Source organism: Pantoea phosphatilytica (assembly GCF_051025615.1).
Classification (GTDB): domain Bacteria; phylum Pseudomonadota; class Gammaproteobacteria; order Enterobacterales; family Enterobacteriaceae; genus Pantoea.
The window spans coordinates 1,060,454-1,084,599 of the sequence record NZ_JBPFDF010000001.1; the positions used below are offsets into that span (position 1 = coordinate 1,060,454).

Below are 24,146 nucleotides of genomic sequence, written 5' to 3' on the forward strand. Positions count from 1 at the left end.
AGATGAACGAAAACTCTATTGTCGCGTTCCGTCGCGGCTATCGCCTGCAGTGGGAAGCCGCGCAGGATACGCATGTGGTGCTCTATCCCGAAGGGATGGCAAAACTGAATGAAACCGCCGCCGCCATTCTTGAACTGGTGGATGGTAAGCAGGACGTTGCCGCGATTATCGCCACGCTGGACAGCCGCTTCCCGGAAGCGGGCGGCGTCGGGCCGGATGTCACCGAATTCCTGCAGTCAGCTTATGAACAGAAGTGGATACAGTTCCGTGACCCCGCATAAATCTGGCGTGAATCCGCCGCTCTGGCTGCTGGCCGAGCTGACCTATCGCTGTCCGCTGCAGTGCCCTTACTGCTCCAATCCGCTCGACTTCGCGCAGCAGGAGAAGGAGCTGACTACGGAGCAGTGGATTGAGGTCTTCCGTCAGGCGCGCGCGATGGGCAGCGTGCAGCTCGGTTTTTCCGGCGGCGAGCCGCTGACCCGCAAAGATCTGCCCGAACTGATTAAAGCGGCACGCGACCTTGGCTTCTACACTAACCTGATCACCTCCGGTATCGGCCTGACCGCGAACAAGCTGGAGGCGTTCAGTGAAGCGGGTCTGGATCATATTCAGATCAGTTTCCAGGCGAGCGATGAAACCCTGAATGCGGCGCTGGCTGGATCGAAAAAAGCGTTTCAGCAGAAGCTGGAGATGGCGAAAGCGGTCAAGGCGCACGGCTATCCGATGGTGCTTAACTTCGTGCTGCATCGCCACAACATCGATCAGATCGACAAAATCATTGATCTCTGCATCGAGCTGGAAGCGGATGATGTGGAGCTGGCGACCTGTCAGTTCTACGGCTGGGCGCAGCTCAACCGCGAAGGGCTGCTGCCAACGCGTGAGCAGATCGCCCGCGCAGAAGCGGTGGTCGGCCGCTATCGTGAGCAGATGAGCGGCAGCGGCAACCTGACGAATCTGCTGTTCGTGACGCCTGACTACTATGAAGAGCGGCCAAAACCCTGCATGGGCGGCTGGGGATCGATTTTTCTCAGCGTCACGCCGGAGGGCACTGCGCTGCCGTGCCACAGTGCGCGTCAGCTGCCCGTCGAGTTTCCTTCGGTGCTGACTCAGAGCCTGGAGGATATCTGGTACAACTCCTTTGGTTTTAATCGCTATCGTGGTTTTGACTGGATGCCGGAGCCGTGCCGCTCCTGTGACGAGAAAGAGAAGGATTTTGGCGGCTGCCGCTGTCAGGCGTTCCTGCTGACGGGGGATGCCGACAACACCGATCCGGTCTGCAGCAAATCGCCGCATCACGGTAAAATCCTGGAAGCCCGCCGCGAAGCGGATTGCAGCGACATTAAAATTGGTCAGCTGCAGTTCCGTAACCGCACCAACTCACAGCTGATTTATAAAACCCGGAATCTCTGATGAAGACGCGCGGTCTGGTGATCGAGGGGCTGAACGTTGAGCTGGTTCAGCAGGCCGATGCCCGCCAGGCCGCGGCGCTGATTCAGGTGGGCGCAGGCAGTCACGACGAGCCGACGCGCTGGCCGGGCCTGGCGCATCTGCTGGAGCATCTGCTGTTTACCGGCAGCACCGGCTGGCCTGATGAGGGGCGGCTGATGCCGTGGATCCAGGCGCAGGGCGGGCGGGTTAACGCCACTACCCTGGCGCGCCACAGCGCCTTCTTTTTTGAGGTCGCACCGTCGCAGCTGGCGGACGGGCTGGCTCGTCTGCAGGATATGATCGCCCATCCACTGCTTGATAACCGGGCGATCGGCCAGGAAGTGGCGGTGATCGAGGCGGAGTATCAGCTGCTGCAGCAGCATCAGCCATCCCGTATCGAGGCCGCGCTGCTTCATGCTGCCGACTCTCCCCCGGCGTTCCGGCAGTTCCATGTTGGCAGCCGCGTCCACTTTGGCGATGAGCTGCCCGCGCTCCAGCGGGCGCTGCGTCAGTTCCATCAGCGTTACTATGTCGCCGGGAATATGCGTCTCTGGCTGCAGGGCCCTCAGCCGCTGGATGCACTGGAGGCGCTGGCGCGTGAGTTTGTCGCGGCGCTGCCGCCTGGCTCATCCCGGCGCGACATCCCCGTGCCGCAACTGTCAGAAGGAACCCACTGGCAGCTTGGTGGCACACCGGCCGCGCTGTGGCGCAGCTGGCTTTTGGAAAACAGTGACGGTGTCACGTTGTGGCGCGCGTTTCTGCTGGATGAGGCGCCTGGTTCGCTGCTGGCTACCCTGCGTAAACAGGAGCTGGCGGAGACGCTGGAGCTGAAAATTCTCTATCAGGCAGACAGCGCGATCTGGCTGGCGCTGGGCATCGACACCGCTCACCCGGAAGCGGTCAATGGCCTGATCGACAGCTATCTGGCGGCGCTTAGCCAGACGAACCAACAGCAGCATCAGCACTATCATCAGCTGGCGCAGAGTCAGTTCGTGACACTGTCACCTGTGGAGCAGCTGCGCCAGCGCGCGCTCGGCTTTGCGCCGGACGAAAACCTGCCTGCACTGCTGTCGCTGGCGGAGAGACTCACCACCGCGCCGGGCACGCTGCTGCGCTGCACGCCAGAGGCAGTGGAAGGCAGTCAGCTCACCCAGGGCTTCAGCCTGGCGCTGAGTCCCTGGGAGCCCTCAGCGCCTGAAACGCTGCCTTCGGCAGCGTTCTTTTTCTATCCGCTCGACGGCGCCGTTGCCACCGGACGGCTGCCTGAGCAGGCGGTGGCGCTGCCTCATCATCAGCCTGATGAGGCAGCGGCGACCCTGATCCTGCGGCCCGAGTTCTGGTCAACATTTTCCCCCGAGGCAGGTGACGATCTGGCGCGGCGGCTGCGTCCACTGTTTGCCATGCTGCGTCATCAGGGCGGGCACGGCAGCTGGCAGGAGGTGGAGGGCGTCTGGCAACTGACGCTTCAGCTGCCGCCGGATGAAGAGGCCGCTGACCGGGTACTGAGCCAGATCGTCACGGTAATGACACAGCCCGCCGCGCACGGTCAGCCTCCTGCACCCGAAACGATCGCCATCCGTGCGCTGCTGCGGCAGTTGCCCGGCCAGTTAGCGGCGAACATGAACCCGCCATGCTGGCGGGCGGCGCTGAAAGGCGGCGGCGCGGCGCTGCACTCGCGGATTGCCCGGCGACTGAGCGCGCTGTCGCTGCCCGTCAATCCCGCCTCGCCCCCGACGCGCATGACCTCCCGCACCGGCATGACCCATCTGCCGCACAGCAGCACAGACAATGCGCTGCTGCTGTTTATCCCGCTGCACCGGGCGGAGCAGCTGACGGCGCTGCGTGCGCTGGCGCTGATTTACGAGCCGCGTTTTTTCCAGCGTTATCGGGTTGAGCAGCCTGTGGGTTACGTGGTCAGCAGCCGTTATCTTCGCTGTGCCGATCAGGATGGCGTGATGTTTGCGCTGCAGTCGCCCGATTACAGCCCGCTGTCGCTGCTGCGCTACTGCCGCACGTTTCTGCGTTCCCTGACGGAAACCCTGGCGGATGCAGATCTGGATGCGATCAAAACGCGGCTGCTGAGCGAGCAGGCGGATCAGCCGCTGGCGCGGCTGCGGCATGAAAACGGTCTGGCGGAGCCGGACGCGGCGCAGATTGAGGCGCTGAGCCAGGCGGATCTGCAGCAGCTGCATCGCACGCTGATTCAGGACCGCCGTCGCTGGCGCGTTCTCTTCACCGGCGGCCCGGTCGCGTAGCGGCGGGGCAGAGTTGCTGAATTTATTTGAAAATTAACGACAAATCTCTTCACTGTCTATTCGTGCCAGAGTGAACCACACTCAGTTAACTTTTGTCCGCATAAGGAATTTATTGTGAAGAACGTTAAACGTATTGCACTGCCCCTGTCAGCCGTTGCCGCGCTCTATGCCCCGTTGTCCCAGGCTGAGGCGATGCACTATCAGCTGAACCCCGAGCATACGTCGGTAGTGGTGGCCTGGAACCATTTTGGCTTCTCAAATCCTACTGCGGATATCCCGGATGCAACCGGTACGCTGGTGTTTGACAAAGATCATCCGGAAGCCTCACGCGTTGATGTGACCCTGCCGGTCAGCAAAATCGACAGCCACGTTGCGGCGCTGACCAAAGAGTTTAAAGGCGCTGAGTATTTCGACACCGCGAAATACCCGACCGCGACCTTCCACAGCACCAAAGTGGTGGCGAAGGGTGACAACAAGTTTGACGTTGAAGGTAACCTGACCCTGAAAGGGATCACGAAGCCGGTTACCCTGCACGCTACGCTGAACAAGCAGGGCGAGCATCCGATGGTGAAAAAGCAGGCGATTGGTTTTGACGCCACCGGCACCATCAGGCGTTCAGACTTCAAGCTGGACAAATATGTGCCTGCGGTCAGCGACGACGTGACGCTGACGCTCTCTACCGAAGCCTACGCGAAGTAATCAGTCGGGGCGCTGCGGTTAACCGTGGTGCCCCGGTTTTAAATCCTCATCCTCAGACGACCCCGCAACCCCCAGTCACCTTACGTTCCGCTTTTTTTACACCCTGTCCGGCCGCCGAACCGGGAAAAATGAGGCGAAAATCACAATTTTGCAACATCACATCCTCTCCCGTTTATCGGCTCGCCACGGCCCGCATTACTGCGCAGGCGCTTTGCGTTAACTCCCTGATTTACATCATTTTGAAAACCTCTCTGTCCGATCGGGTTATGTGATTCCGCTCACAAATAACGGCCTGGTATTGCCGCTGTCAACCCGCCTGCCCGGAAAATACCGCACGTAACTGTGATCTCACCTGCAAATAGCCGACCCGCTTCCCGGAAGAATGACCTTCAGCAGATGAGGCCAGTGAGGAGCGGGAAAATGCGAATTGGAATGGTGATCAGCGGCGGCGATGTAACCGGTATAAATAATTTTGTTTTCCGGTTAGCGCATCTGGCGCAGGCAGAGATGGTGATATTTGACGGCGGCATTCCCGGGCTGCTGGCAAATAACCACCGTGATATCAGCGAACGCGATCTGCTCGATTTTTCCATCGCCTCAATTCCTGTGATGCAGTCAGGCCGCACCCAGAAAAAACTGGTACGCAGCGAATATGACGCTATTGCGCGCCAGTTAAAAAGCGCCCGGATCGATGTATTAGTGATGGCGGGTGGCGACGGCTCGCTGCAATTTCTGCATACGCTGTCGGAGTGGGGCGTAAATTGTTTTGGCGTCGGCATGACCATCGACAACGATGTTTTTGGCAGTGATTACACCCTGGGTTTCTCCACCGCCTGCGAACAGGTTTTAAAAGAGGTCGCGAAACTCCGTAATACCGGACGCGCCTTACCGGGCCGGGTCTTTATGCTGGAATTACTCGGCGGTTATTGCGGGGAGTTAACGCTGCAGTCTGCCATTAAATCGAACGCCGATATTGCGCTGATCCCGGAGTGTCAGATCCCCGTGCCTCAGCTGGCGCAGCGTATCACACAGCGGCTGGCGCAGCAGAACAGCGTCATTATCCTCTGTTCGGAAGGTTACACCCGGGAATATTCGCCCGGTTTCCAGGGCGCAATTGACACCCTGATCAAACAGCTGGAGCCACTGACTGGCGTGCGCATCCGCAAAACGATCCTGGGCTACGGACTGCGTAATGGCGACCCCACCTGCGAAGAGATCTATCAGGGCACCATTATGGCCAGTGAAGTGGTGCGATGTATTCAGTCAGGAATGCGGAATAAAGCGGTCATTATTAATGGCAGCAATAAACCCATTCCGATTGATTTAAAAAGCATGCAGAAACGCCTGGTCGATATTGACGGGCACCAATACAAACTCGCTAAACAACTCAATATATTGTGAGGAAAAAGACCATGCTGAAAATATTATGTGTCTGTGGTTGTGGATTAGGTTCCAGTTTCGCGATTGAAATGAGCGCGAAGGCCGTATTAAAAAAGCTGGAAATCGAGGCGGATATCGATCACACCACTATTTCAGAAGCAAATGCGTTTAAATCAGACATGATTCTGACACAGAAAGCCTTTGCCGATGTATTAAATGCCGACGCCAGTCCGGAACAGATTAAACGGGTCATTATTCTTAACCGGCTCACCGATAAAGCGGAAATTGAGCAGAAGATACTGGCGTTTTTAAAAGAACATAATCTCAAGGTCGCGGCTCATGAATAGTGTAATCGACTTCCTGGTAAAAGATCTGCTGGGGCAGGCCTCCATTCTGATCGCCTTTATTGCGTTGATCGGGCTGCTGCTGCAAAAAAAATCGGCCGGCAAGGTGATGGAAGGCACCTTTAAAACCCTGCTCGGCTTCTTAATTATGATGGCGGGTATCAATATTATCGTTGGTACGCTGACCTTCCTGAATACGATATTTACTCACGGCTTTGGTATGCGCGGCTACATCACCGATGTTGCCGCCATCGCCGGGCTGGCCAACCGTGAGCTGGGATCGGAGGTGGCGCTGACGCTGCTGGTGATTTTCATCGTGAATATCGTTATCGCGCGGCTGACACCCTTTAAGTACATCTTCCTCACCGGGCAGGCGCTGCTCTGGATGGCGACGATTGGAGCCGTCATCGGCTACAAAGCCGGACTTACAGGTCTGCCGCTGATCCTGACCGGCGGGCTCTTCGGTGGGATCATGGCCGTTGTCATGCCTGCGCTGGCGCAGCCGGTAGTGCGCCGTATCACCGACTCGGACGATGTGGCGCTGGGGCACTTCTGCACCATCGGCTATCTGGTCACGGCGGCGGTGGCAAAAGTCGTCGGCAAAGGATCGCGCTCCACTGAAGATCTGAAGCTGCCCGATAACTTTAAGTTCCTGCAGGATACCTATCTGTCGATGGCGCTGGTGATGGTGCCGATGTACCTGATCCCCGCCGTGGCGGCCGGTCCGGCGTTCATTGCACAGTACAGCAACGGCATGAACTACCTGATGTACGCCTTTATGCAGTCGATTCAGTTTGTGGCCGGGGTATTCGTGCTCTACAGCGGGGTGCGTCTGCTGCTGAACGAACTGGTTCCCGCTTTCCGCGGCATCGCAATGCGTGTGGTGCCGGACGCAAAACCGGCGCTGGATTGCCCGGTGATGTTTCCCTATGCGCCAAACGCGGTGATTGTGGGCTTTCTCGCCACCACGCTCGGCTCCATCGTCGGCATGCTGGTTTTCCCGATGTTCGGCCTGGCGATGATCCTGCCTGGACTGCTGACTAACTTCTTTGCCGGTGGCACCGCTGGCGTCTTCGGCAATGCCATGGGCGGCCGTCGCGGCGCGATGATCGGCGGCTTTGTACACGGCCTCTTTATCACCATTCTGCCCGCCATTCTGGTGCCAATGCTGGAGAGCTACGGCTTCACCGGTGTGACCTTCAGTGACTCCGACGTTATCAGTACCGGTCTGGTGCTCGGCCACGCCTTCCAGAATAACTGGCTGTTCGTGGCGCTGTTTATCGCCTTTGTTACCGCCATCGCCTGGTTCGTTAACGGTAAATCCACCCACCCTCAGGAGGAAAAAATCCATGAAACTTTATAATTTCGCCGAGCTGTTGAAGCTGGCTAAACAGCGTGACTTCAAAGCCGTCGGTTCGTTTAACCTTCACTGTCTTGAGATGCTGCCCGCCTATTTTAAAGCAGCAGAGAAAACCAACAGCCCGTTAATGATCCAGATCTCCACCGGCACCGCGAAATATCTCGGCCATAAGCTGCTGGTGGATGCCATTAAATCGCTGTCGGAAAGTATGAATGTGCCAGCCTGTCTGCATCTCGACCACTGTTCCGATTTAGCGGCGATTCAGACGGCAATCGATGCCGGATTCAGCTCCGTGATGTATGACGGGTCACATCTGCCGATTGAGGAGAATATTGCCAATACCCGCCGGGTGATCGATATGGCGCGCCCGCACAATGTCTCGGTGGAAGCCGAACTGGGGGCGATTGGTGGCTCGGAAGATGGTCTGTGCGTGGAAATGGACGCTATCGCTTTTACGCCGGTGGACGATGCGCGCCGCTTCGTCGAAGAGACCGGCGTCGATATGCTGGCGATCTCTATCGGCACCGTGCATGGGCTTTATACCGGTAAAGCCCACATTCAGCACCAGCGGCTGGCGGATATCACCGCAGCAACCCACACCCCGCTGGTGCTGCACGGCGGCACCGGGGTCAGTGACGAAGATATGCGGCTGGCCGTCAGCAGCGGGATCGAGAAGGTGAACGTCGGCACCGAGATGAACGTTCAGTGGGTGGCGCGCTGCAAATCGACCTTTGAGAAAGGCAAGGTCAATGACAGCGTGCGGAATTTCCTGGTTCCCGCCAACGATGCCGTCACCGATGTGCTGGTCGAGAAGATGCAGTTATTCCGGTAAGCGCAGAGCCGCCTGAGTCCGGTTATTTTTATCATCCCTTTACGCTGAGTGACCCCGACAGAGCCGGGGACAGGAGAGCCTATGTTCGGATTTTTAAAAAAGTCAGCGGCACCGGACACCGCTGACGAGCAGCAGCAGGATCATCTGGCAGAGATCAGTCGCGAGAAAATCACGCAACTGGAAGAGCAGCTGGCGAGGAATCCACGGCACGGCGAAACGCAGAAGGCGTTGATGCTGGAATATAACCGGGCATTGAGTTTATTTGCCAGAAGCCGCCGCTACCGCAATGAAATTGATGGGCTGTTTGTGAAAATCGATGAACTGCGCAACGTGGTTCGCCAGTCGGTTTAAGGAGTGGTGATGACGATTAAGCAGTTATTGCAAGAGGCCAATGCCATCCAGATCGGGATTGACGCCACGGACTGGCGTCAGGTTATCGCGCTGGCCGCGGCCCCGCTGGTGAGAGGGGGATATCTGTCGGCCTCCTATCCTGACGCCGTGATCGCCAATACGCTGACGCATGGCGCCTATTATGTTTTTGAAGAGGGGATCGCGATCCCCCATGCGCGACCGGAAGCCGGGGTCATCCGCGACTGTTTCAGCATGATCCTGCTGAATGAGCCGATCTCGTTTGAGGGCAGCGACAAGGCGGACATTGTGATCATGTTTGGCGCCCGCGACAGTAATGCCCATATCGAAGAGGGGATCCGGGCGATTGTGTCGCTGCTGGAGGATGAGCAGACGCTGGTCAGACTCCGTCAGGCCGCGAGCGTCGCGGAGGTCATCGACATCCTATGACGCTGAAAACTCCCCCTAAACGTGTGGTGCTGGTGAACGGCATTCCGGCGTCTGGCAAAAGCACCCTGACGCACGCGCTGTCGCACCACTTTGGCTGGCCGGTGCTGACGCTCGACAGCCTGAAGGAGCCCTTTATGGCCTGCTTTGCGCCGGTGGACCGCCAGCGTAACCGGCAGCTGGGCTGCGCTGCCTATCAGGCGATCTGGAACATTGTCGGGCAGTCACCGGCTACGCCTGTCTGGCTCATCGACGCCTGGTTTGGCTTCCAGCCGCGTGCGCTGCTGGAGCAGGGACTGAAACAGGCGGGTGTCGGCGAGGTGCTGGAGCTGTGGCTGAAGATCGATCCAGACGTGGCGGTGGCGCGCTATCAGGCGCGGCTCTCGCAGCGGCAGCCCGGTCATCCGGGGGCGGAGTATCTGCCGGAGCTGCACCAGCTGGCGCAACGGGCGCGGCCCATGGCGCTGGGGCCGCTCTGTGAGGTCAACGCCTGCGCGCAGGATCATGCGGCCGTTTTCCAGTGGTTACAGCAGCAACTCAGCAGAACCCGCTACACTTCAGCTCATCATCTGAAAAGTGAGGCGTTGCAGGATGTCGTCACCCCCCTGTCTGCAAACCGGTGAAAGCGTCGTGCTTTATGACGGCGTCTGTAAGCTCTGCAATGGCTGGGTTCAGTTCCTGCTGCGCCACCATCTGGCGCGGCAGGTTCGTTTTGCCTCGGTGCAGAGCGAGCAGGGCAAGGCGCTGCTGCGCTGGGCCGGACTGCCGGAAGAAAACGTCAGCACCATTGTCTATATTGCCGATAATCAGCACTGGCTGCGGGCGCAGGCGGTGTTTCGTATTATGCAGCATCTGCCGGCACCCTGGCGTGCTCTGGCGGTGCTGCGGCACTTTCCGGATGCCATCAGCAATTTTGCCTATGACCGCATTGCCCTGAACCGCTATAAACTGTTCGGCCGCTACAGCAGCCAGCACGCCATCACACCCGATTATCCTGAGCGATTTCTGCATGAGGTTTCGTCGCCGCACTGATCTGTGACAGGCGGCCATGAGCTGAGCTGAAATCAATGATATCCTTAACGTTATTGCTTAATTCCGGCGCGTCATGGCATCGCAGTGACAGGGCAGAAACCGGGCTGACAGACTAAGGACAGAAGGGGTATGCCGGTTAATTTCGATCTCAACGACCTCTACGCGTTTCGCGCGCTGGTGGAGTTTGGCAATTTTCGCCTGGCGGCGGAGTCGATCTGCCTTTCCCAGTCGGCCCTGAGCCGCCGGATAGATAAGCTGGAAACCGCGCTGGGCATCAAACTGTTTGAACGAACGACCCGTCGCGTCACGCTGACGCTGAAAGGGCATGCGTTTGCGCAGCGGTCGGACAAGCTGCTGGCCGATTTTGAAGAGGTGATGGCCGATCTCAGTGAGGTGAGTTTAGCCCGTACGGGCCTGATCACCGTAGCCTGCGTGCCGTCCGCCGCCTACTACTTCATGCCCAGCATCATCCGGCTGTTTCAGACGCGCTATCCCAGAGTGCGGGTCAAACTGATCGACAGCAGCGCAGCCAATGTCTACGACGCGGTGATCGGCGGGCAGGCTGACTTCGGCATCAGTTTTTCCGGCCGCTCGCAGCCGGATGTTCACTTTCAGCCGCTGATGGATGACCCCTATGTGGCTGCCTGTCGCCGCGATCATCCGATCGCAAATAAAAAGAGTCTGAGCTGGCGGGAGTTCTATCAGTCTGAGTGGATCGGGCTGGATAAAACCTCCGGCAACCGCAACCTGCTGGATCAGGCGTTGCAGGCGATCATGCCAGAGAAGCCCTGTGTCTGTGAAACCCGGCACGTCACGACCATGCTGGGGATGGTTGAGGCGGGGCTGGGCATTGCTGCTGTCCCCGCCATGTCGATGCCGGAATACGATCACGCCCTGCTGATGGCCGTGCCGCTAACCGACCCCCAGGTGAAACGCACCGTGGGTCTGTTGCGTAAAAATGGCCGGACGCTGTCCCATATCGCCAGCGAGCTGGAAAACCTGATTATTGAACAGTATCAGCGGCTTTAACCGGGGCGGCCGCTTTCACGCTGTGCAGGCCGCTGTCATGAACCGCCTGCTGTGCGTCGGGTGAGGCGAGCCAGTGTAACAGCTTCGCTGCCTCGTCCGGCTGGGCGGACTGGCGCACCACGGCACCGGCGAAACGGGTGGTGTACTGCACCTTGTCCGGCAATTCACCAATAAAGGTGACGCCCTGGACCGGCAGCAGCTCGCTCACCTGCTGGAAGCCGATGGCATATTTCCCGGCGGCGACCTCCGAGGCTACCGGAATACGCTCCACCTTCACCGCCTTCGCCTTGACCTGATCCTCAATTCCCAGCCGCGTAAACAGCTGGCTGCTGACATACCTGCCGCTGGCGCTGTCGGAATAGGCGATAGACTGCGCGTTCAGCAGGGTCGTGCGCAGCTCGCTTTCCGTGCCGATCTTCACCGGCGTCGCGCCCTTTTTAATGACGGCACCGATGCGGGAGTCGGCGAGTTCAACCCGTGAGCCTGGCAGCGTCTTTCCCTGCTTTTGCAGCTCGCCCAGCGCATCGCCGACCATGATCACCACATCGGCCGGTTCACCGCGCGCCAGTCGCGCCGGGATCGCCTGTGGCGTCCTGCCCATCGACGGCCCGGCCACCGTATTGATGGTGATCCCTTCCTGCCTGGCAAAGCGGGGCGACAGGGTATCCCACGCCGCTTTAAACCCGCCGGAGATCATCACCGTCAGCTCTCTGGCCTGCGCCGTGGCACTGCCTGTCACGCTGGACAGCAGGGCGGCGTACAACGCGATTTTTTTCAGTTTCATCTTCATTCCTTAGCTAACCGTTTCATGGGCAGGTGATACGACACTGCGGGTACGACGATAGAGATAGAGTGTGGCCCCCAGCGCACAGACAGCCGCGAAGCTCATCCAGTAGCCCGGCGAGGCTTTGTCGCCGGTCAGCTCAATCAGTCCGGTCGACATTACCGGCGTAAAGCCGCCAAACAGTGCCGTTGCCAGACTGTAGGCCAGCGAGAATCCGGCAACACGCACTTCCGCCGGCATGATTTCGGTCAGCGCCGGGATCATCGCGCCGTTGTAGAGACCGTAGATCATCGACAGCCACAGCAGCACGCCCAGCATCATCGAGAAGCCCGGTGCTGCCGCCAGCAGGCTCAGCGCCGGATAGCTGGTCGCCATCGCCAGCAGGGTCATAGCGACCAGAACCGGTTTACGGCCAAAACGGTCGGAGAGTGCACCACCAATCGGCAGCCAGATAAAGTTCGAGATTGCCACCAGCAGCGTGACCAGCAGGCTGTCAGAGGCACTGAGCAGCAGCACCTTCTTACCAAAGGTAGGGGCGTACACCGTAATCAGATAGAACGCGGTGGTGGTCATCGCCACCATCAGCATCCCGGCAATTACCACCTGCCAGTTGTTCAGCAGGATGCGGAAGACCTGACGCACCTCAGGATGGCTGCGGCGATTGTTAAACTCCTGGGTCTCTTCCAGCTTGCGACGCAGTACAAAAATAAAGGGCACGATCAGGCAGCCAAACAGGAACGGAATACGCCAGCCCCATTCGCGGATGGCACTTTCTGCCAGCACGGCGTTGAGGATAAAGCCCATCGCCGCTGCCACCATGATCGCGACCTGCTGACTGCCCGACTGCCAGCTGGTGTAAAAGCCCTTCCGGCCGGGCGTGGCGATCTCGGCCAGATAGACGGATACGCCGCCCAGCTCTGCACCGGCAGAGAAGCCCTGCAGTAAACGGCCGATCAGCACCAGCAGCGGAGCCCACAGGCCGATGCTCTGGTAAGAGGGGATCAGCACGATCATAAAGGTGCCCGCCGCCATAATAGAGAGCGTGACAATCAGCCCCTTGCGACGGCCGACTTTATCGATATAGGCCCCCAGCACCACGGCGCCAATCGGCCGCATCAGGAAGCCCGCCCCGAACACGGCAAAGGTCATCATCAGTGACGCGAACTCACTGCTGGCCGGGAAGAAGGTATGTGCGATATAGGTGGCATAGAAACCGAACAGGAAGAAATCGAACTGTTCGAGAAAATTGCCCGAGGTTACACGGAAAATAGCGCCAATCCTGGCGCGGTGGGTCATGGGTGAGGTCGTCTGCATCAGTAACTCCAGTAAGGTATGACGCTTTTAGCCGCGCCTGTTGCAGAAGAGTGGATCAGCGTCCGCAGCTAAATAAGTGCAAAAAGCGCATAGATTGATGAGCCTGACGCATGATTGCCGGGCGGTACTACCGAAAAGGTTTAGGATTCAGCAGGTTGAAACAGAGGCCGTCTGCCTCATGTTTGTGAACCGTGCTGATGTGAGTTTGCGGAAATGTGACAGAATTCATAAGCGTGTTACGCACAGAAGGGAAGCTGATCGGCGGATCGATCCGCTGCTACCGCTCTCCGGCGCACAAAGTCAGGATAACCGAAAACGCGTGGTTTCAGAGCCGGGGTTACTTCACAGGCAGGATAAGGAGAGTGACACGTCTGAACAGCAGAGGGTTCAGACGTGAAGAGCGAGAATCCATAAAGACATCGGGGCGGTACACTGCTGCCAAAGAGAGAAAGCACTCATTTTTTTGCCATCAGCATCGTCAGCAGTTCCCGGCAGCAGGCTTCTTCTTCGGCGCTGTCCGCAGAGGCCAGATAGCGCAGCAGCTCCATGCAGCTTTTTTCCTTACCCGCTTCCAGTAACTCTTCGATCAGAAAATTCAGTTTCTCCTGCTCAGACGCCGCGAAGGAGGAGCCGAACTCATTTTTCACCGGGACGATGTGATTCGCCGGCAAGGTAAGGGTGTTCTGCATTGGCATATTTTTATCCTTTTCTGGGTTAAAAAACGTACTGGTGTTGCTATTAAACTTATACAACGATCCCGGATTTGTACAGAAATGTGCCGGACTGATTTTCGGGCTGACGCGAAGCGCAGCGCGGGCTGGAGGTAAATCCCTGCTTATCATTCAGTTACCGTGGAGGCGCCATTCATAAAATTTTTTGCAGTCCGGTCAGACGAGGCGGCGGGAAAAAGCAGATGCTGGCGGGAGAGGAAAACGGCGGCCCGATGAGCCGCCCCTCCTATTTTGCGGACAGGAACGCTTCCCGCTGCGGTGTGAAGGTATCCAGCAGCACGCCCGCTTCCAGACAGACACAGCCATGCACCACATCCGGCGCCTTATAGAGCGTGTCTCCGGCGCCGACTTCACGCGTTTCGCCATCAATAGTGAAGGCGAAGCGACCGCGCAGTACGTAAGTCAGCTGCTCATGAGGATGATGATGCAGCGGTCCGATCGCCCCGGTTTCAAAGGTGACTTCGACCGCCATCAGGCTGCCGCCGTGCGCCAGTATCCGGCGCGTTACCCCCTGGCCGAGGTCCTCGACTGGCTGCGCGTTATGAAAGATAAACATGGTTAACCTCCGTTGATGACCCGACGTGCGGTCGCCAATTTGTGATGGCACTCACAGCCCGCAGCCCAATTAGTCCATGCACTTTACTCACTTTTCATTAAAATGAAACAGTGTTTCAATTAATTTATGAGGGCAGGTCATGAAAATCGCATTAATGATGGAAAACAGCCAGGCCGCTAAAAATGCCATTGTGCTGAAAGAGCTGGAAGGCGTCGCACAGCCGCTGGGCCATCAGGTCTTCAACGTCGGGATGAGCGACGAGCAGGATCACGCGCTCACCTATATTCATCTTGGCATTCAGGCCAGCGTGCTGCTGAACAGTCAGGCCGTGGATTTTGTGGTCGCAGGGTGCGGGACCGGACAGGGTGCGCTGATGTCGCTGAACCTTCATCCGGGCGTGGTGTGCGGCTACTGCATCGATCCGGCGGATGCGTACCTGTTTGCGCAAATCAACAACGGTAACGCGCTCTCTCTGCCTTTCGCCAAAGGCTTTGGCTGGGGCGCAGAACTTAACCTGCGCTTTATTTTTGAAAAAGCCTTCACTGGGGAAAAAGGACACGGCTATCCGCCAGAGCGCAAAGAGCCGCAGGTGCGTAATGCCGGTCTGCTGAACCAGGTCAAAGCCGCCATGCTGAAAGAGAACTATCTCGACACCCTGCGCGCCCTCGATCCTGAGCTGGTGCGAACCGCCGTCAGCGGCCCGCGTTTTCAGCAGTGCCTGTCTGAGCAGGGGAAAAATCAGGAGATCATCGCCTTTGTGCGTCAGCTGACGCACTGACGACGGCCCCGAGCGGAGGCCGGTGCGACCGGCCTTTTACTCTCTTTCCGCCTGTCATCACCTCTTTACCGGCTATAACCCGCCCGTCTGCTTCCCGCCGGAGCCGTGAAAAACATTTCACCGAATGACTTCCCCTGACTGCCATTTTAGGTAATAGTAACGCCGCTTTACATTAATAATTCTCATTATCATTTATGTGGGTTTGACGATGAAAAAATGGTTTTTAGCGTTGGGGATGCTCGCGCTGGCAGGGACGGCTTCGGCCAAAGTAATCACTGACGTCGCAGGCCGTCAGGTTGACGTGCCACAGGAAGCAAAACGCATCATTCTGGGTGAGGGCCGTCAAATCTATCTGCTGGCTGCATTTGATACAGACGCGCCGTTCAGCCGGGTGATCGGCTGGCGTGACGACCTGCCGAAAGCGGACTGGGATGGTTATCAGGCCTATGAAAAACGCTATCCGCAAATTAAAAAATTACCGACCTTTGGCGGCGCAAAAGATGGCACCTTCAACGTTGAGCAGGCGTTAACCCTGAAGCCCGATCTGGTGCTGATGAACCTGGAGTCAAAGGCCGCCACGGATGAGGGCAAGCTGATTGAAAAACTGCAGGCCGTAGGCGTGCCGGTGGTATTCATCGACTTCCGCGAAGCCCCGTTTGTGAACGCAGAGAAAAGCATCCGCATTATGGGCGAACTGGTGAATAAGCCAGCGCGTGCCCAGGAGATCATCACCTTCCGCCAGCAGCAGATCGAGCGGGTCACTTCACGACTGAAAAACTTCACCGGCTATCGCCCGAAAGTGATGATTGATCGTGCGGGCGGCTACAGCGATGAGTGCTGCATGTCCTTTGGCAGTGAGAACTTCGGGCAGATGGTGGAGATAGCAGGCGGGCGTAACATTGCGAAAGGCGTGATCCCAGGCACCTTCGGCACCCTGAACCCGGAGCAGATCATCGCCAGCCAGCCGGATGTGGTGGTCGTGACCGGTGCGAACTGGAAGAACTACAATACCGTGGGCAAATGGGTCGGCGTCGGCCCGGGGGCGAATGTCACCGAAGCCACGGCGCGTCTTAAAGCACTGATGACGCGCGATGCGTTCAAAACCCTGCCGGTGGCGCATAACGGCCATGTCCATGCCATCTGGCACCAGTTCTACGACAGCCCTTATCAGTTTGTCGCGATCCAGGCGCTGGCGAAGTGGCTCCATCCCGATCTGTTTGCCGATCTCGATCCGGATGCCACCTTCCGTGAGTTCCACGAGAAGTTCCTGCCGCTGCCTTATCAGCCAGGATACTGGGTCACGCTGCCCGCCGACAAGTCCTGACAGCGCGGGATGACAGGGACGTCATCCGCCTGTTTTGCAATTCCTCCTGAATAAACCCTCTGTTTCTCTTCAGATTTACTAATCTTTTAAAGGCGCGGGGTCGGTTGCTGTCAGCAGCGCGACGTCTGACCTGGTCCGCATTCACGTAAAAAATGGAGAGAAACATGCGCAATACCCTGGGAAGATCGGCGTTTGCCGTGACGCTTTACGCTCTGCTGGAGCCGGTGCCGCTGGGCTTTTTTGTCGCGGCCTGGCTGTTCGATATTCTCTACATGCAGACCTTTGTGCTGTTCTGGACCGATGCCGCAGGCTGGCTGATTGCGCTGGGGCTGATACTGGCTATCGTGCCGCGCATCATCGCCCTGGTCTATCTGTTTCGCGGCAGCGACAGCGCAGAAAAGGGCCATTTCTGGCTCTGGCTGGTCGCGATTGTCATCGCCATCGTCAATGCGTTTATTCATAGCCGTGATGCGGCCGCGGTCATTCCGCTGGGCGTTACGCTTTCGACGCTGGTGGTGGCGCTGCTGCTGCTGGCGAATGTGCAACTTGCGTTACGCCACCGTAGCGCTTAAGGAGGAGCCATCATGAAAAGAACGCATAAAACGCTGCTGGCGCTGTCTGTGACGGCCCTGCTGGCAGGCTGCGATCAGGGCGCGCAGGTCGATCCACAGAAACAGACGGGTGCCAATCCCGAACTGCCGCAGGCGCGCAATTTCTTTATGCCGCCGATGCAGGTGCCGGAAGGCACACCCTGGAAAGCGGGCGAAATGCCGAAAGTGGCGCAGGGGCTGAAAATCGAGAAGATCGCAGAGAATCTGCAGCATCCGCGTCAGGTTTACGTGCTGCCAAATAATGATGTGCTGGTGGCGGAATCGAATGGCCCGCCCAAGCCGACTACCCGGCCGAAACAGCTGATCATGGGGATCGTGCAGAAAGCCTCCGGCAAGGGCGGCGCGGGCGGTAACCGCATCACGCTGCTGCGCAACGTGGACGGCAAATGGGAACAGCATCGCTTTATTGAGAATCTCCACTCGCCGTTCGGGATGCAGCTGATTGGCAACACGCTCTATGTGGCGAATGCTGACAGCCTGGTGAAATTCCCCTATCGCGAAGGCGACACAGAGATCCGCACCGCGCCGGAAGAGGTGACGGAACTGCCGGGCGGGCCCATTAACCACCACTGGACCAAGGCGCTGCTAGCCAGCCCCGATGGCAGCAAGCTCTATGTCGGGGTCGGTTCCAACAGTAACGTGACCGAGAACGGCATCGGCGCAGAGTATCGCCGTGCTGCGGTGCTGGAAGTAGACGCGGCCAGCGGCGCCAGCCGGATCTACGCCAGCGGGTTGCGCAATCCTACCGGCTTACAGTGGGAACCGCAGAGCGGTAAGCTCTGGGCGGTGGTCAACGAGCGCGATGAGATCGGCTCCGACCTGGTGCCCGACTATATGACCTCGGTAGAGGAGAAAGGCTTCTACGGCTGGCCCTACAGCTACTTTGGTCAGCATGTCGATACCCGCGCGGAACCGCAGCGTCCCGATCTGGTGGAAAAAGCGATCAAGCCTGACTATGCGCTGAGTTCGCACGTTGCGCCGCTGGGTCTGCTGTTCTATGGGGCGGATAACATGCCGCAGTACAAAGGCGGCGCGTTTATCAGCGAGCATGGCAGCTGGAACCGTACGCCGCTGAATGGCTACAAGGTTATCTGGGTGAAATTTGAAAACGGTAAGCCGGTGGGTGAGCCGCAGACGGTGGTCTCTGGCTTCCTGACGGATGACGAAAAACAGGTGCGGGGCCTGCCGGTCGGCCTGGCCAGCGATAAACAGGGCGGGGTCCTGATCGCAGACGATGCGGGCAATACCGTGTGGCGTATCAGCGCCGCCAACTAGCCTCTGCCCGGAGAGCTGAAAAGCAGGCATAAAAAAAGGATTTGGCGCGTTGCCAAATCCTTTATTTTTTTGTCCGCCAGCCCGGCTGGTAACCGCGCTGCAGACGAGGTGCTCAGCACTCTCCACAAAAGAGATTGTAAAATGTGCGGCTAAGGATTTCAAGTTTCGCCATAATGCTGTATGTTTATACAGGTGTTGGGCGTTGGGTATCGCCTCGTGGTCGACTGGCCGCTCCCAGGGGCAGGTTTTTTAAAATCCCGGCAGGCATCAGGTGGTGCTGGCCTGTGGCTTTAACCATGAGTGCCGCTCAGCCCTCTCCACAAGATGTGCTCAGGCGCCCGGCGGGTAGAGTCAAAGCCCTGGTTGCCGAAAAGCGCGCTCCTGAAAAAGGAGAAGGAAAGTGATGGAACTGACTAAGCTGATTCTGGATCTGATCCGGGTCATCTTGCAGATCATCGTTGCCCTTATGCAACTGACCGGTCAGGCAGGTTAACCGGAACTTGAAACAAGGCGGAGCTAACCACTCCGCCTTTTTTCTTTGTCAATTCTCTGTCATCAGAAGCGGATAAGGTGGTGCGGCAAAAGCACGTCGCAGGGGATGTGCTTATCCGGATTGGGAATGCTATGTCCATTGTTGCCGTTATGCCTGCCCCCTTAGCCCACACCAGGATCGACGAGAGTGTGCGGATGCGGGAAACCACCGTGGGTCAGCAGTGTGAAATCCTGGCGCACAGCCTGCTGGAATACAGCGAGCTGGGCGACTTCTCCTATGTCGGCGAGCACTGCTGCCTGGCCGACACCCAGGTAGGGCGCTTCTGCGCTATCGCCAACCAGGTGCGCCTTGGCGCGCCGAACCATCCGATGGATCGCGCCTCTCAGCATCGCTTCACCTACTGCCCGGAGTATTACCATCCCGACGCCCGCCGCGATCGGCCCTTCTTTGCGGCCCGCCGGGCCGATCGGGTGATCATCGGTCATGACGTCTGGATCGGGCATGGCGTGATCGTGCTGCCTGGCGTCACCGTCGGTGATGGGGCGGTGCTGGCCGCAGGCGCGGTGGTGACCCGCGACGTCGCGCCCTACAGCGTGGTGGGCGGCGTCCCGGCCCGGCCGCTGCGGATGCGGTTTTCGCCCGCCATTGCCGCCCGTCTGCAGCGTATCGCCTGGTGGAACTGGCCGCTGGAGAAGCTGATGGCAAACCTGGCCGACTTTCAGCACGGCGACATTGAGGCGTTCTGCCAGCGGCACGCGGTATAGCCCCTGAGGCGTCATCAGACGCGCAGGCCGATGCGGCGCGCCAGTCGCGGCCCATAGAGCCCCACGGCCAGTCCGGTCACGATCAGCAACAGTGCAGCGATTTTCTGCGTGGAAAGCGTTTCGCCAAAGATCGCCACCGAACCCAGAATGCCAAAAACGGGCACCAGCAGCGACAGGGGCGCAACCGTGGAGACCGGGTAGCGCTTCAGCAAGCCGTTCCACACCCAGTAGCCCAGCAGGGTATTGGGATAGGCCTGGAACAGAATAGAGAGCAGGGCGAGGCTGTCGGCGTGGCTGTACAGCGCCCGATAGCCCGCCATGCCGTTGACCACTCCATCCAGCAGAAAGAGTGGCAGGGGCGCAAAGGCGGATGACCAGACCAGAAACGCAAACACCTGCCGGGTGCCGGCTCTCTTGCTGATGATGTTGGCCGCGCTCCAGGCTATCGCTCCCGCCAGCACCAGCAGCACGCCGGAGATCGTCACCGAGCCATCGGTGATGAAAAATATCGACAGCAGTCCGGCGCAGGCGATGAGCCCACCGGCGATCTGATAGCGGCTCAGTCGCTCGCGAAAAACCAGGCTGCCGAGCAGCAGGGTAAAGAAGGCACTGAACTGCAACAGCAGTGAAGCGATGCCCGCCGACAGCCCGGCCTGAATCCCCAGGTTCACCAGCCCCCAGAGGCCGATCCCGAACACCAGCCCATAGCCGATCAGGTAGCGCCACGGCACGTCCGGTTTTTTGATAAAGAGTATCGCGGGCAGAGCGCAGAGCGTGAAGCGGATCCCAGCCAGCAGAAAGGGATCGACCGCGTGCAGCCCCAGCTTAATCACCGAGAAGTTCACGCCCCAGATGGCCGTGATGAGCACGGCGAGCAGCAGATGAGAGAGTTTCATGCGTGACGGGTTCCTGACCAGTAGAGAAAGGCGGCAGCACTGACGGCGGCCCCGCCAGCGCAGACACCATACCATCCGCAGTGTGCATACAGCTGGGTGGCGGCAAAGGCACCCAGCGCACTGCCGAGGGAGTAAAAGCACATGTAGGCACCGACCAGCCGGCTCGCCGCATCCGGCCGGGCCGCCACGATCAGGCTCTGGTTGATGACATGAACCGTCTGGATCGCGAAGTCGAGCAGGATCACCCCGACCACCATCAGCAGCAGCGAATGCGGCAGCGCGGCAACGGGCAGCCAGGCGAAGGTCAGCAGCGCCAGTGCAAAGCCGGTGGCGCGCTGGCCCCGTCCCTGGTCAGCCCAGGCGCCCGCGCTGGCGGCCGCCAGCGCACCGGCCAGCCCTGCCAGGCCAAACAGGCCGATCTGAGTCTGCGACAGCGCCATCGTTGTCAGCGGCAGCGCCATGGAAGACCAGAGCATGCTGAAGGCGGCAAAGATCAGCAGAGCGAGGATCCCCCGGCTGCGCAGGCGGGGTTCTGTGCGAAAAAGCAGGAGAACCGACAGCAGGCGCTGCGGCCAGGCCGGTCGCTGCGCCTGACCGGCGGAGGCGGGCAGCACCTTCGCCAGGACCCCGGCGATCAGCAGTAACAGACAGGCGGCCGTAAAGTAGACCGCGCGCCAGCCTGCCAGATCCGCGATTGCCCCCGAAACAAACCGCGCCAGCAGGATCCCGATGACGATCCCGCTGGTGACGCTGCCGACCACCTGGCCACGCTGCGCCGGTGACGCCAGCATCGCGGCCCAGGCGACCATCAGTTGCGTGACCACCGCCATTAACCCCACCAGCAGCATCGCTGCGAGCAGCGTGAACAGGCCGGAGGCGCAGGCCGCTGCGGTCAGCGCCAGCGCGGAAAGCAGCAGCTGGGCAACCACCAGTTTTTTGCGGTTCACGCAGTCACCCAGCGGCACCAGAAGGAGCAACCCCAGGGCATAACCGATCTGCGTGGCCGTCACCACCGCGCCAGCGATGCCGGACGGGATCCGCAGGCTGACGGCGATGGACGCCAGCAACGGCTGCGCCGAGTACACGTTGGCGACCGCCAGCGCCGCAGTAAGCGAGAAGAGAAAAATCATCCGGGGTGAAAGCACCGGCGTTGCGGGGGCCGGTGGTCCGGCATCCCCGCGCCTGGAGGTCGTTGAGATCATCGTCTGGCCTTCGGGTTTTTATTTGAAACTGGATTGGCCATATCATTAACCGGGATGGTTTTTTTTTGCAACTTCTTTTCGGAGGGGCTAAGCTGGCACGGTTAACGGAGAAAGTGAGAGAAGAGATGGCGAAGCAGGAATCCCTGAGAACCAGCGAGTGTCCGGTTGCCCGCACCCTGGAGTCGATAGGTGAGCGCTGGTGCATGATGATCGTGCGTGAAGCCTTTGATGACGTCCGCCGGTTTGGTGATTTCCAGCGCAACCTGGGACTGGCGAAAAATATTCTGGCGTCGCGACTGAAGCAGCTGGTCGGGATCGGCGTGCTGGAAATTGCGCCCGCTTCCGATGGCAGCGCCTACCGCGAGTATCTCCTGACCGAAAGAGGCCGTGCGCTCTTTCCGGTGGTGGTGGCGATGCGGCAGTGGGGTGAGCGCTATCTGTTTGAGCAGGGCGAGACCCACTCGGTGCTGCTGGATAATGCGGAAGGCAGGCCGCTGCCGCGTCTGGAGGTTTACTCGGCGCAGGGTCAGAAGCTCGAACCCGCCGACTGCCATCGTCAGCGGGTGGTGGCGAAGGGATAACCCCTGGCGTTCTGACGCCGCCCTTTACCCTGCGGAAAAGACCCGGCCGCCCGCATTGCCGATCGTGCGTGCCGGTCTGTCGGTGTCATCACATTTTCCAATGACCGCCTGTCTTGTAACTTCCTGCCGCGCGTGACACTCTCCCTGATTGTATAGACATGTCATCTCAACCGGTCATCCGGCCCTGTTCGTTTTCTCTGACTCACTGCATCAGCGAGGGATCTATGTCGGTCAAATCATCTGCTACAGCGTATCCGGACGCGGCACAACCGCGCCTGTCAGAAACCCGCTCCATCGATTACATTCCGCTGCGCGAACGTCATGGGCATCCCTTCAGCCAGTTCACGCTCTGGTTTGGTGGCAACCTGCAAATCACCGCCATTGTTACCGGGGCGCTGGCTGTCGTACTGGGCGGCGATGTTGTCTGGTCGCTTGTCGGCTTACTGGTGGGGCAGATGATCGGCGCCGCGATCATGTCTTTGCATGCGCTGCAGGGCCCGCGCCTGGGCTTACCCCAGATGATAACCAGCCGCATGCAGTTCGGCGTTTACGGTGCGGTCATCCCCCTGGTGCTGGTCTGCATCATGTATGTGGGATTCTCCGCCAGCGGCACGGTACTGGCCGGACAGGCGCTGGCGAAACTGATCTCTGTCAGCAATGCCACCGGGATGATCGTGTTCAGCGCCCTGATCGTGGTGATTGCGGTGATGGGATATCGCGTGATCCATCAGCTGGGCAAGCTGGCGAGCGTGATTGGCGTGCTGGCCTTCGCGTATCTCTTTATCACGCTCTTTGCCACGCACGACCTGGCGGCCGTCTGGCAGAATCGCCACTTTACCCCGGCAAATTTCCTGCTGGCGGTGTCGCTCTCGTCATCCTGGCAGATCGCCTTTTGCCCCTATGTTTCCGACTACTCGCGCTATCTGCCTGCAGACGTCTCCGCGAAGAAACTGTTCGGTTCGGTGTTTGCCGGAACCGTACTCGGCACCCAGGCCTCGATGACGCTGGGGGTGATTGCCGCCGCGCTGGCCGGAAGTGCCTTCGCCGGTAATGAGGTGGGTTACATCGTTGGTCTGGGCAGTACCGCAGGCATGGCGATGGTGATCTACTTTGCCATCTGCTTCGGGAAGATTACCTTTACCACGCTCAACGCCTACGGAAGTTTTATGTCCCTGACCACCATCGTCTCCGGCTTTCGCCGGCAGACGACGCTGAGCCAGGGCGGGCGCATTCTGTTTGTCATCCTCATGGTCTCCGTGGCCTGCCTGATAGCCCTGCTCAGTGAACCGGCCTTCCTGAAATCCTTTACCCACTTCCTGCTGTTCCTGCTGGCCTTTTTTGTGCCGTGGAGCGCCATCAGCCTGACCGATTTCTATCTGATCACCCGCGGCCGGGTGGACGTTCCGGCGCTGGCCGATCCCGACGGCCGCTATGGCCGCTGGAACGTCGCGGGCATCGCCGTCTACGTTCTGGGGGTGATGGTGCAGTTACCCTTTATCGATAATCCGCTGCATCATGGCTCGCTGACCTGGATTTTTGCCGGAAACGATGTCTCATGGATCGTGGGCTGGCTGGTGACGGCGCTGTTATGGTTCGTTGCCAGCCGCTGGGATCGCCGGGGCAGACCCGAACAGAACAGCCGCGCCCTGTAGCGCAAAAAGCCGCCCGGTGGGCGGCTCAGGT

At 59.1% G+C, this 24,146-nt stretch carries 26 protein-coding genes; 20 read left to right on the forward strand and 6 right to left on the reverse strand.

The features are described 5' to 3' along the window. Nucleotides 1–2 precede the first annotated feature (2 nt). From pqqD to psrA, 13 genes are all read left to right on the forward strand, one after another. Nucleotides 3–281 carry a pyrroloquinoline quinone biosynthesis peptide chaperone PqqD gene (pqqD, locus tag ACR6AS_RS05300; protein ID WP_111140338.1) on the forward strand — a complete coding sequence of 93 codons (279 nt, stop codon included), beginning with the start codon at nt 3–5 and terminating at the stop codon, nt 279–281. Further along, the gene (gene pqqE, locus ACR6AS_RS05305) at nt 244–1,410 is read left to right on the forward strand and encodes a pyrroloquinoline quinone biosynthesis protein PqqE (protein ID WP_293769985.1); all 1,167 of its coding nucleotides are present in this window, start codon (nt 244–246) and stop codon (nt 1,408–1,410) included. The genes pqqD and pqqE overlap by 38 nt, the downstream gene beginning before the upstream one ends. Further along, on the forward strand, nt 1,410–3,683 hold the full coding sequence (pqqF, locus tag ACR6AS_RS05310; protein ID WP_434161355.1) for a pyrroloquinoline quinone biosynthesis protein PqqF: 2,274 nt from the start codon (nt 1,410–1,412) through the stop codon (nt 3,681–3,683). Before pqqE ends, pqqF begins: the two co-directional genes overlap by 1 nt. A gap of 114 nt (nt 3,684–3,797) precedes the next feature. Continuing rightward, nucleotides 3,798–4,382, forward strand: a complete 585-nt coding sequence (locus ACR6AS_RS05315; RefSeq protein ID WP_434161356.1) for a YceI family protein — start codon at nt 3,798–3,800, stop codon at nt 4,380–4,382. Nucleotides 4,383–4,802: 420 nt separating this feature from the next. Further along, nucleotides 4,803–5,783 (forward strand): 6-phosphofructokinase, encoded by a 981-nt coding sequence (locus ACR6AS_RS05320; protein WP_418798123.1) that lies wholly within the window; start codon nt 4,803–4,805, stop codon nt 5,781–5,783. Nucleotides 5,784–5,794: 11 nt separating this feature from the next. After that, on the forward strand, nt 5,795–6,109 hold the full coding sequence (locus ACR6AS_RS05325) for a PTS sugar transporter subunit IIB (protein WP_111140343.1): 315 nt from the start codon (nt 5,795–5,797) through the stop codon (nt 6,107–6,109). Next, nucleotides 6,102–7,469: a PTS sugar transporter subunit IIC gene (locus tag ACR6AS_RS05330; protein ID WP_140917227.1), complete on the forward strand. Its 1,368-nt coding sequence runs from the start codon at nt 6,102–6,104 to the stop codon at nt 7,467–7,469. Before ACR6AS_RS05325 ends, ACR6AS_RS05330 begins: the two co-directional genes overlap by 8 nt. After that, nucleotides 7,456–8,298: a class II fructose-bisphosphate aldolase gene (locus ACR6AS_RS05335; RefSeq protein ID WP_111140345.1), complete on the forward strand. Its 843-nt coding sequence runs from the start codon at nt 7,456–7,458 to the stop codon at nt 8,296–8,298. The genes ACR6AS_RS05330 and ACR6AS_RS05335 overlap by 14 nt, the downstream gene beginning before the upstream one ends. Nucleotides 8,299–8,379: 81 nt before the next feature. Next, nucleotides 8,380–8,649, forward strand: coding sequence for a hypothetical protein (locus ACR6AS_RS05340; protein ID WP_111140346.1), 270 nt, complete (start codon nt 8,380–8,382; stop codon nt 8,647–8,649). A 9-nt stretch (nt 8,650–8,658) separates the two neighbouring features. Then, on the forward strand, nt 8,659–9,096 hold the full coding sequence (locus ACR6AS_RS05345) for a PTS sugar transporter subunit IIA (RefSeq protein WP_111140347.1): 438 nt from the start codon (nt 8,659–8,661) through the stop codon (nt 9,094–9,096). Beyond that, nucleotides 9,093–9,716, forward strand: coding sequence for a P-loop nucleotide/nucleoside kinase family protein (locus tag ACR6AS_RS05350; RefSeq protein WP_111140348.1), 624 nt, complete (start codon nt 9,093–9,095; stop codon nt 9,714–9,716). The genes ACR6AS_RS05345 and ACR6AS_RS05350 overlap by 4 nt, the downstream gene beginning before the upstream one ends. Beyond that, complete coding sequence (locus ACR6AS_RS05355; RefSeq protein WP_434161361.1) at nt 9,685–10,125, forward strand: thiol-disulfide oxidoreductase DCC family protein; 441 nt, start codon at nt 9,685–9,687, stop codon at nt 10,123–10,125. The genes ACR6AS_RS05350 and ACR6AS_RS05355 overlap by 32 nt, the downstream gene beginning before the upstream one ends. A gap of 129 nt (nt 10,126–10,254) precedes the next feature. Further along, nucleotides 10,255–11,154 carry an L-proline-binding transcription factor PsrA gene (psrA, locus tag ACR6AS_RS05360; RefSeq protein WP_111140350.1) on the forward strand — a complete coding sequence of 300 codons (900 nt, stop codon included), beginning with the start codon at nt 10,255–10,257 and terminating at the stop codon, nt 11,152–11,154. Here the strand turns inward: psrA and ACR6AS_RS05365 are convergent. The 4 genes from ACR6AS_RS05365 to ACR6AS_RS05380 all read right to left on the reverse strand — a co-directional run bounded on the left by ACR6AS_RS05365 (nt 11,129) and on the right by ACR6AS_RS05380 (nt 14,539). After that, entirely contained in the window at nt 11,129–11,938 is an 810-nt protein-coding gene (locus tag ACR6AS_RS05365) for a substrate-binding domain-containing protein (protein ID WP_111140351.1), read from the reverse strand. The genes psrA and ACR6AS_RS05365 overlap by 26 nt on opposite strands. Before the next feature lie 9 nt (nt 11,939–11,947). Then, nucleotides 11,948–13,255: an MFS transporter gene (locus tag ACR6AS_RS05370; RefSeq protein WP_111140352.1), complete on the reverse strand. Its 1,308-nt coding sequence runs from the start codon at nt 13,253–13,255 to the stop codon at nt 11,948–11,950. Between the two features lie 452 nt (nt 13,256–13,707). Next, nucleotides 13,708–13,947 carry a hypothetical protein gene (locus ACR6AS_RS05375; RefSeq protein ID WP_111140353.1) on the reverse strand — a complete coding sequence of 80 codons (240 nt, stop codon included), beginning with the start codon at nt 13,945–13,947 and terminating at the stop codon, nt 13,708–13,710. A 262-nt stretch (nt 13,948–14,209) separates the two neighbouring features. Next, nucleotides 14,210–14,539, reverse strand: a complete 330-nt coding sequence (locus ACR6AS_RS05380; protein ID WP_293770001.1) for a cupin domain-containing protein — start codon at nt 14,537–14,539, stop codon at nt 14,210–14,212. 139 nt (nt 14,540–14,678) lie between these two features. Between ACR6AS_RS05380 and ACR6AS_RS05385 the strand changes: the two genes are divergently transcribed. The 5 genes from ACR6AS_RS05385 (at nt 14,679) to ACR6AS_RS05405 (ending at nt 19,784) form a co-directional block, all read left to right on the forward strand. After that, nucleotides 14,679–15,317 (forward strand): RpiB/LacA/LacB family sugar-phosphate isomerase, encoded by a 639-nt coding sequence (locus ACR6AS_RS05385; protein WP_111140355.1) that lies wholly within the window; start codon nt 14,679–14,681, stop codon nt 15,315–15,317. A 208-nt stretch (nt 15,318–15,525) separates the two neighbouring features. After that, nucleotides 15,526–16,641 (forward strand): ABC transporter substrate-binding protein, encoded by a 1,116-nt coding sequence (locus tag ACR6AS_RS05390; RefSeq protein ID WP_111140356.1) that lies wholly within the window; start codon nt 15,526–15,528, stop codon nt 16,639–16,641. Between the two features lie 164 nt (nt 16,642–16,805). Beyond that, the gene (locus ACR6AS_RS05395) at nt 16,806–17,213 is read left to right on the forward strand and encodes a DUF2231 domain-containing protein (RefSeq protein ID WP_111140357.1); all 408 of its coding nucleotides are present in this window, start codon (nt 16,806–16,808) and stop codon (nt 17,211–17,213) included. A 12-nt stretch (nt 17,214–17,225) separates the two neighbouring features. After that, entirely contained in the window at nt 17,226–18,527 is a 1,302-nt protein-coding gene (locus tag ACR6AS_RS05400; RefSeq protein ID WP_111140358.1) for a PQQ-dependent sugar dehydrogenase, read from the forward strand. A 624-nt stretch (nt 18,528–19,151) separates the two neighbouring features. Beyond that, nucleotides 19,152–19,784 carry a DapH/DapD/GlmU-related protein gene (locus ACR6AS_RS05405; RefSeq protein ID WP_111140359.1) on the forward strand — a complete coding sequence of 211 codons (633 nt, stop codon included), beginning with the start codon at nt 19,152–19,154 and terminating at the stop codon, nt 19,782–19,784. A 14-nt stretch (nt 19,785–19,798) separates the two neighbouring features. On the opposite strand, the gene ACR6AS_RS05410 is transcribed toward ACR6AS_RS05405, so the two are convergent. Both ACR6AS_RS05410 and ACR6AS_RS05415 read right to left on the reverse strand, forming a co-directional pair. Further along, a complete protein-coding gene (locus ACR6AS_RS05410) occupies nt 19,799–20,680 on the reverse strand; it encodes an EamA family transporter (protein WP_111140360.1) in 882 nt (293 codons plus the stop codon). Further along, a complete protein-coding gene (locus tag ACR6AS_RS05415; protein WP_293770006.1) occupies nt 20,677–21,882 on the reverse strand; it encodes an MFS transporter in 1,206 nt (401 codons plus the stop codon). Before ACR6AS_RS05415 ends, ACR6AS_RS05410 begins: the two co-directional genes overlap by 4 nt. A 125-nt stretch (nt 21,883–22,007) precedes the next feature. Here ACR6AS_RS05415 and ACR6AS_RS05420 point away from each other — a divergent pair, with 125 nt between their 5' ends. Together ACR6AS_RS05420 and ACR6AS_RS05425 are read left to right on the forward strand one after the other, a co-directional pair. Next, entirely contained in the window at nt 22,008–22,463 is a 456-nt protein-coding gene (locus ACR6AS_RS05420) for a winged helix-turn-helix transcriptional regulator (protein WP_111140362.1), read from the forward strand. 224 nt (nt 22,464–22,687) lie between these two features. Beyond that, complete coding sequence (locus ACR6AS_RS05425) at nt 22,688–24,115, forward strand: purine-cytosine permease family protein (RefSeq protein ID WP_128086826.1); 1,428 nt, start codon at nt 22,688–22,690, stop codon at nt 24,113–24,115. The last annotated feature ends 31 nt before the right edge of the window (nt 24,116–24,146 follow it).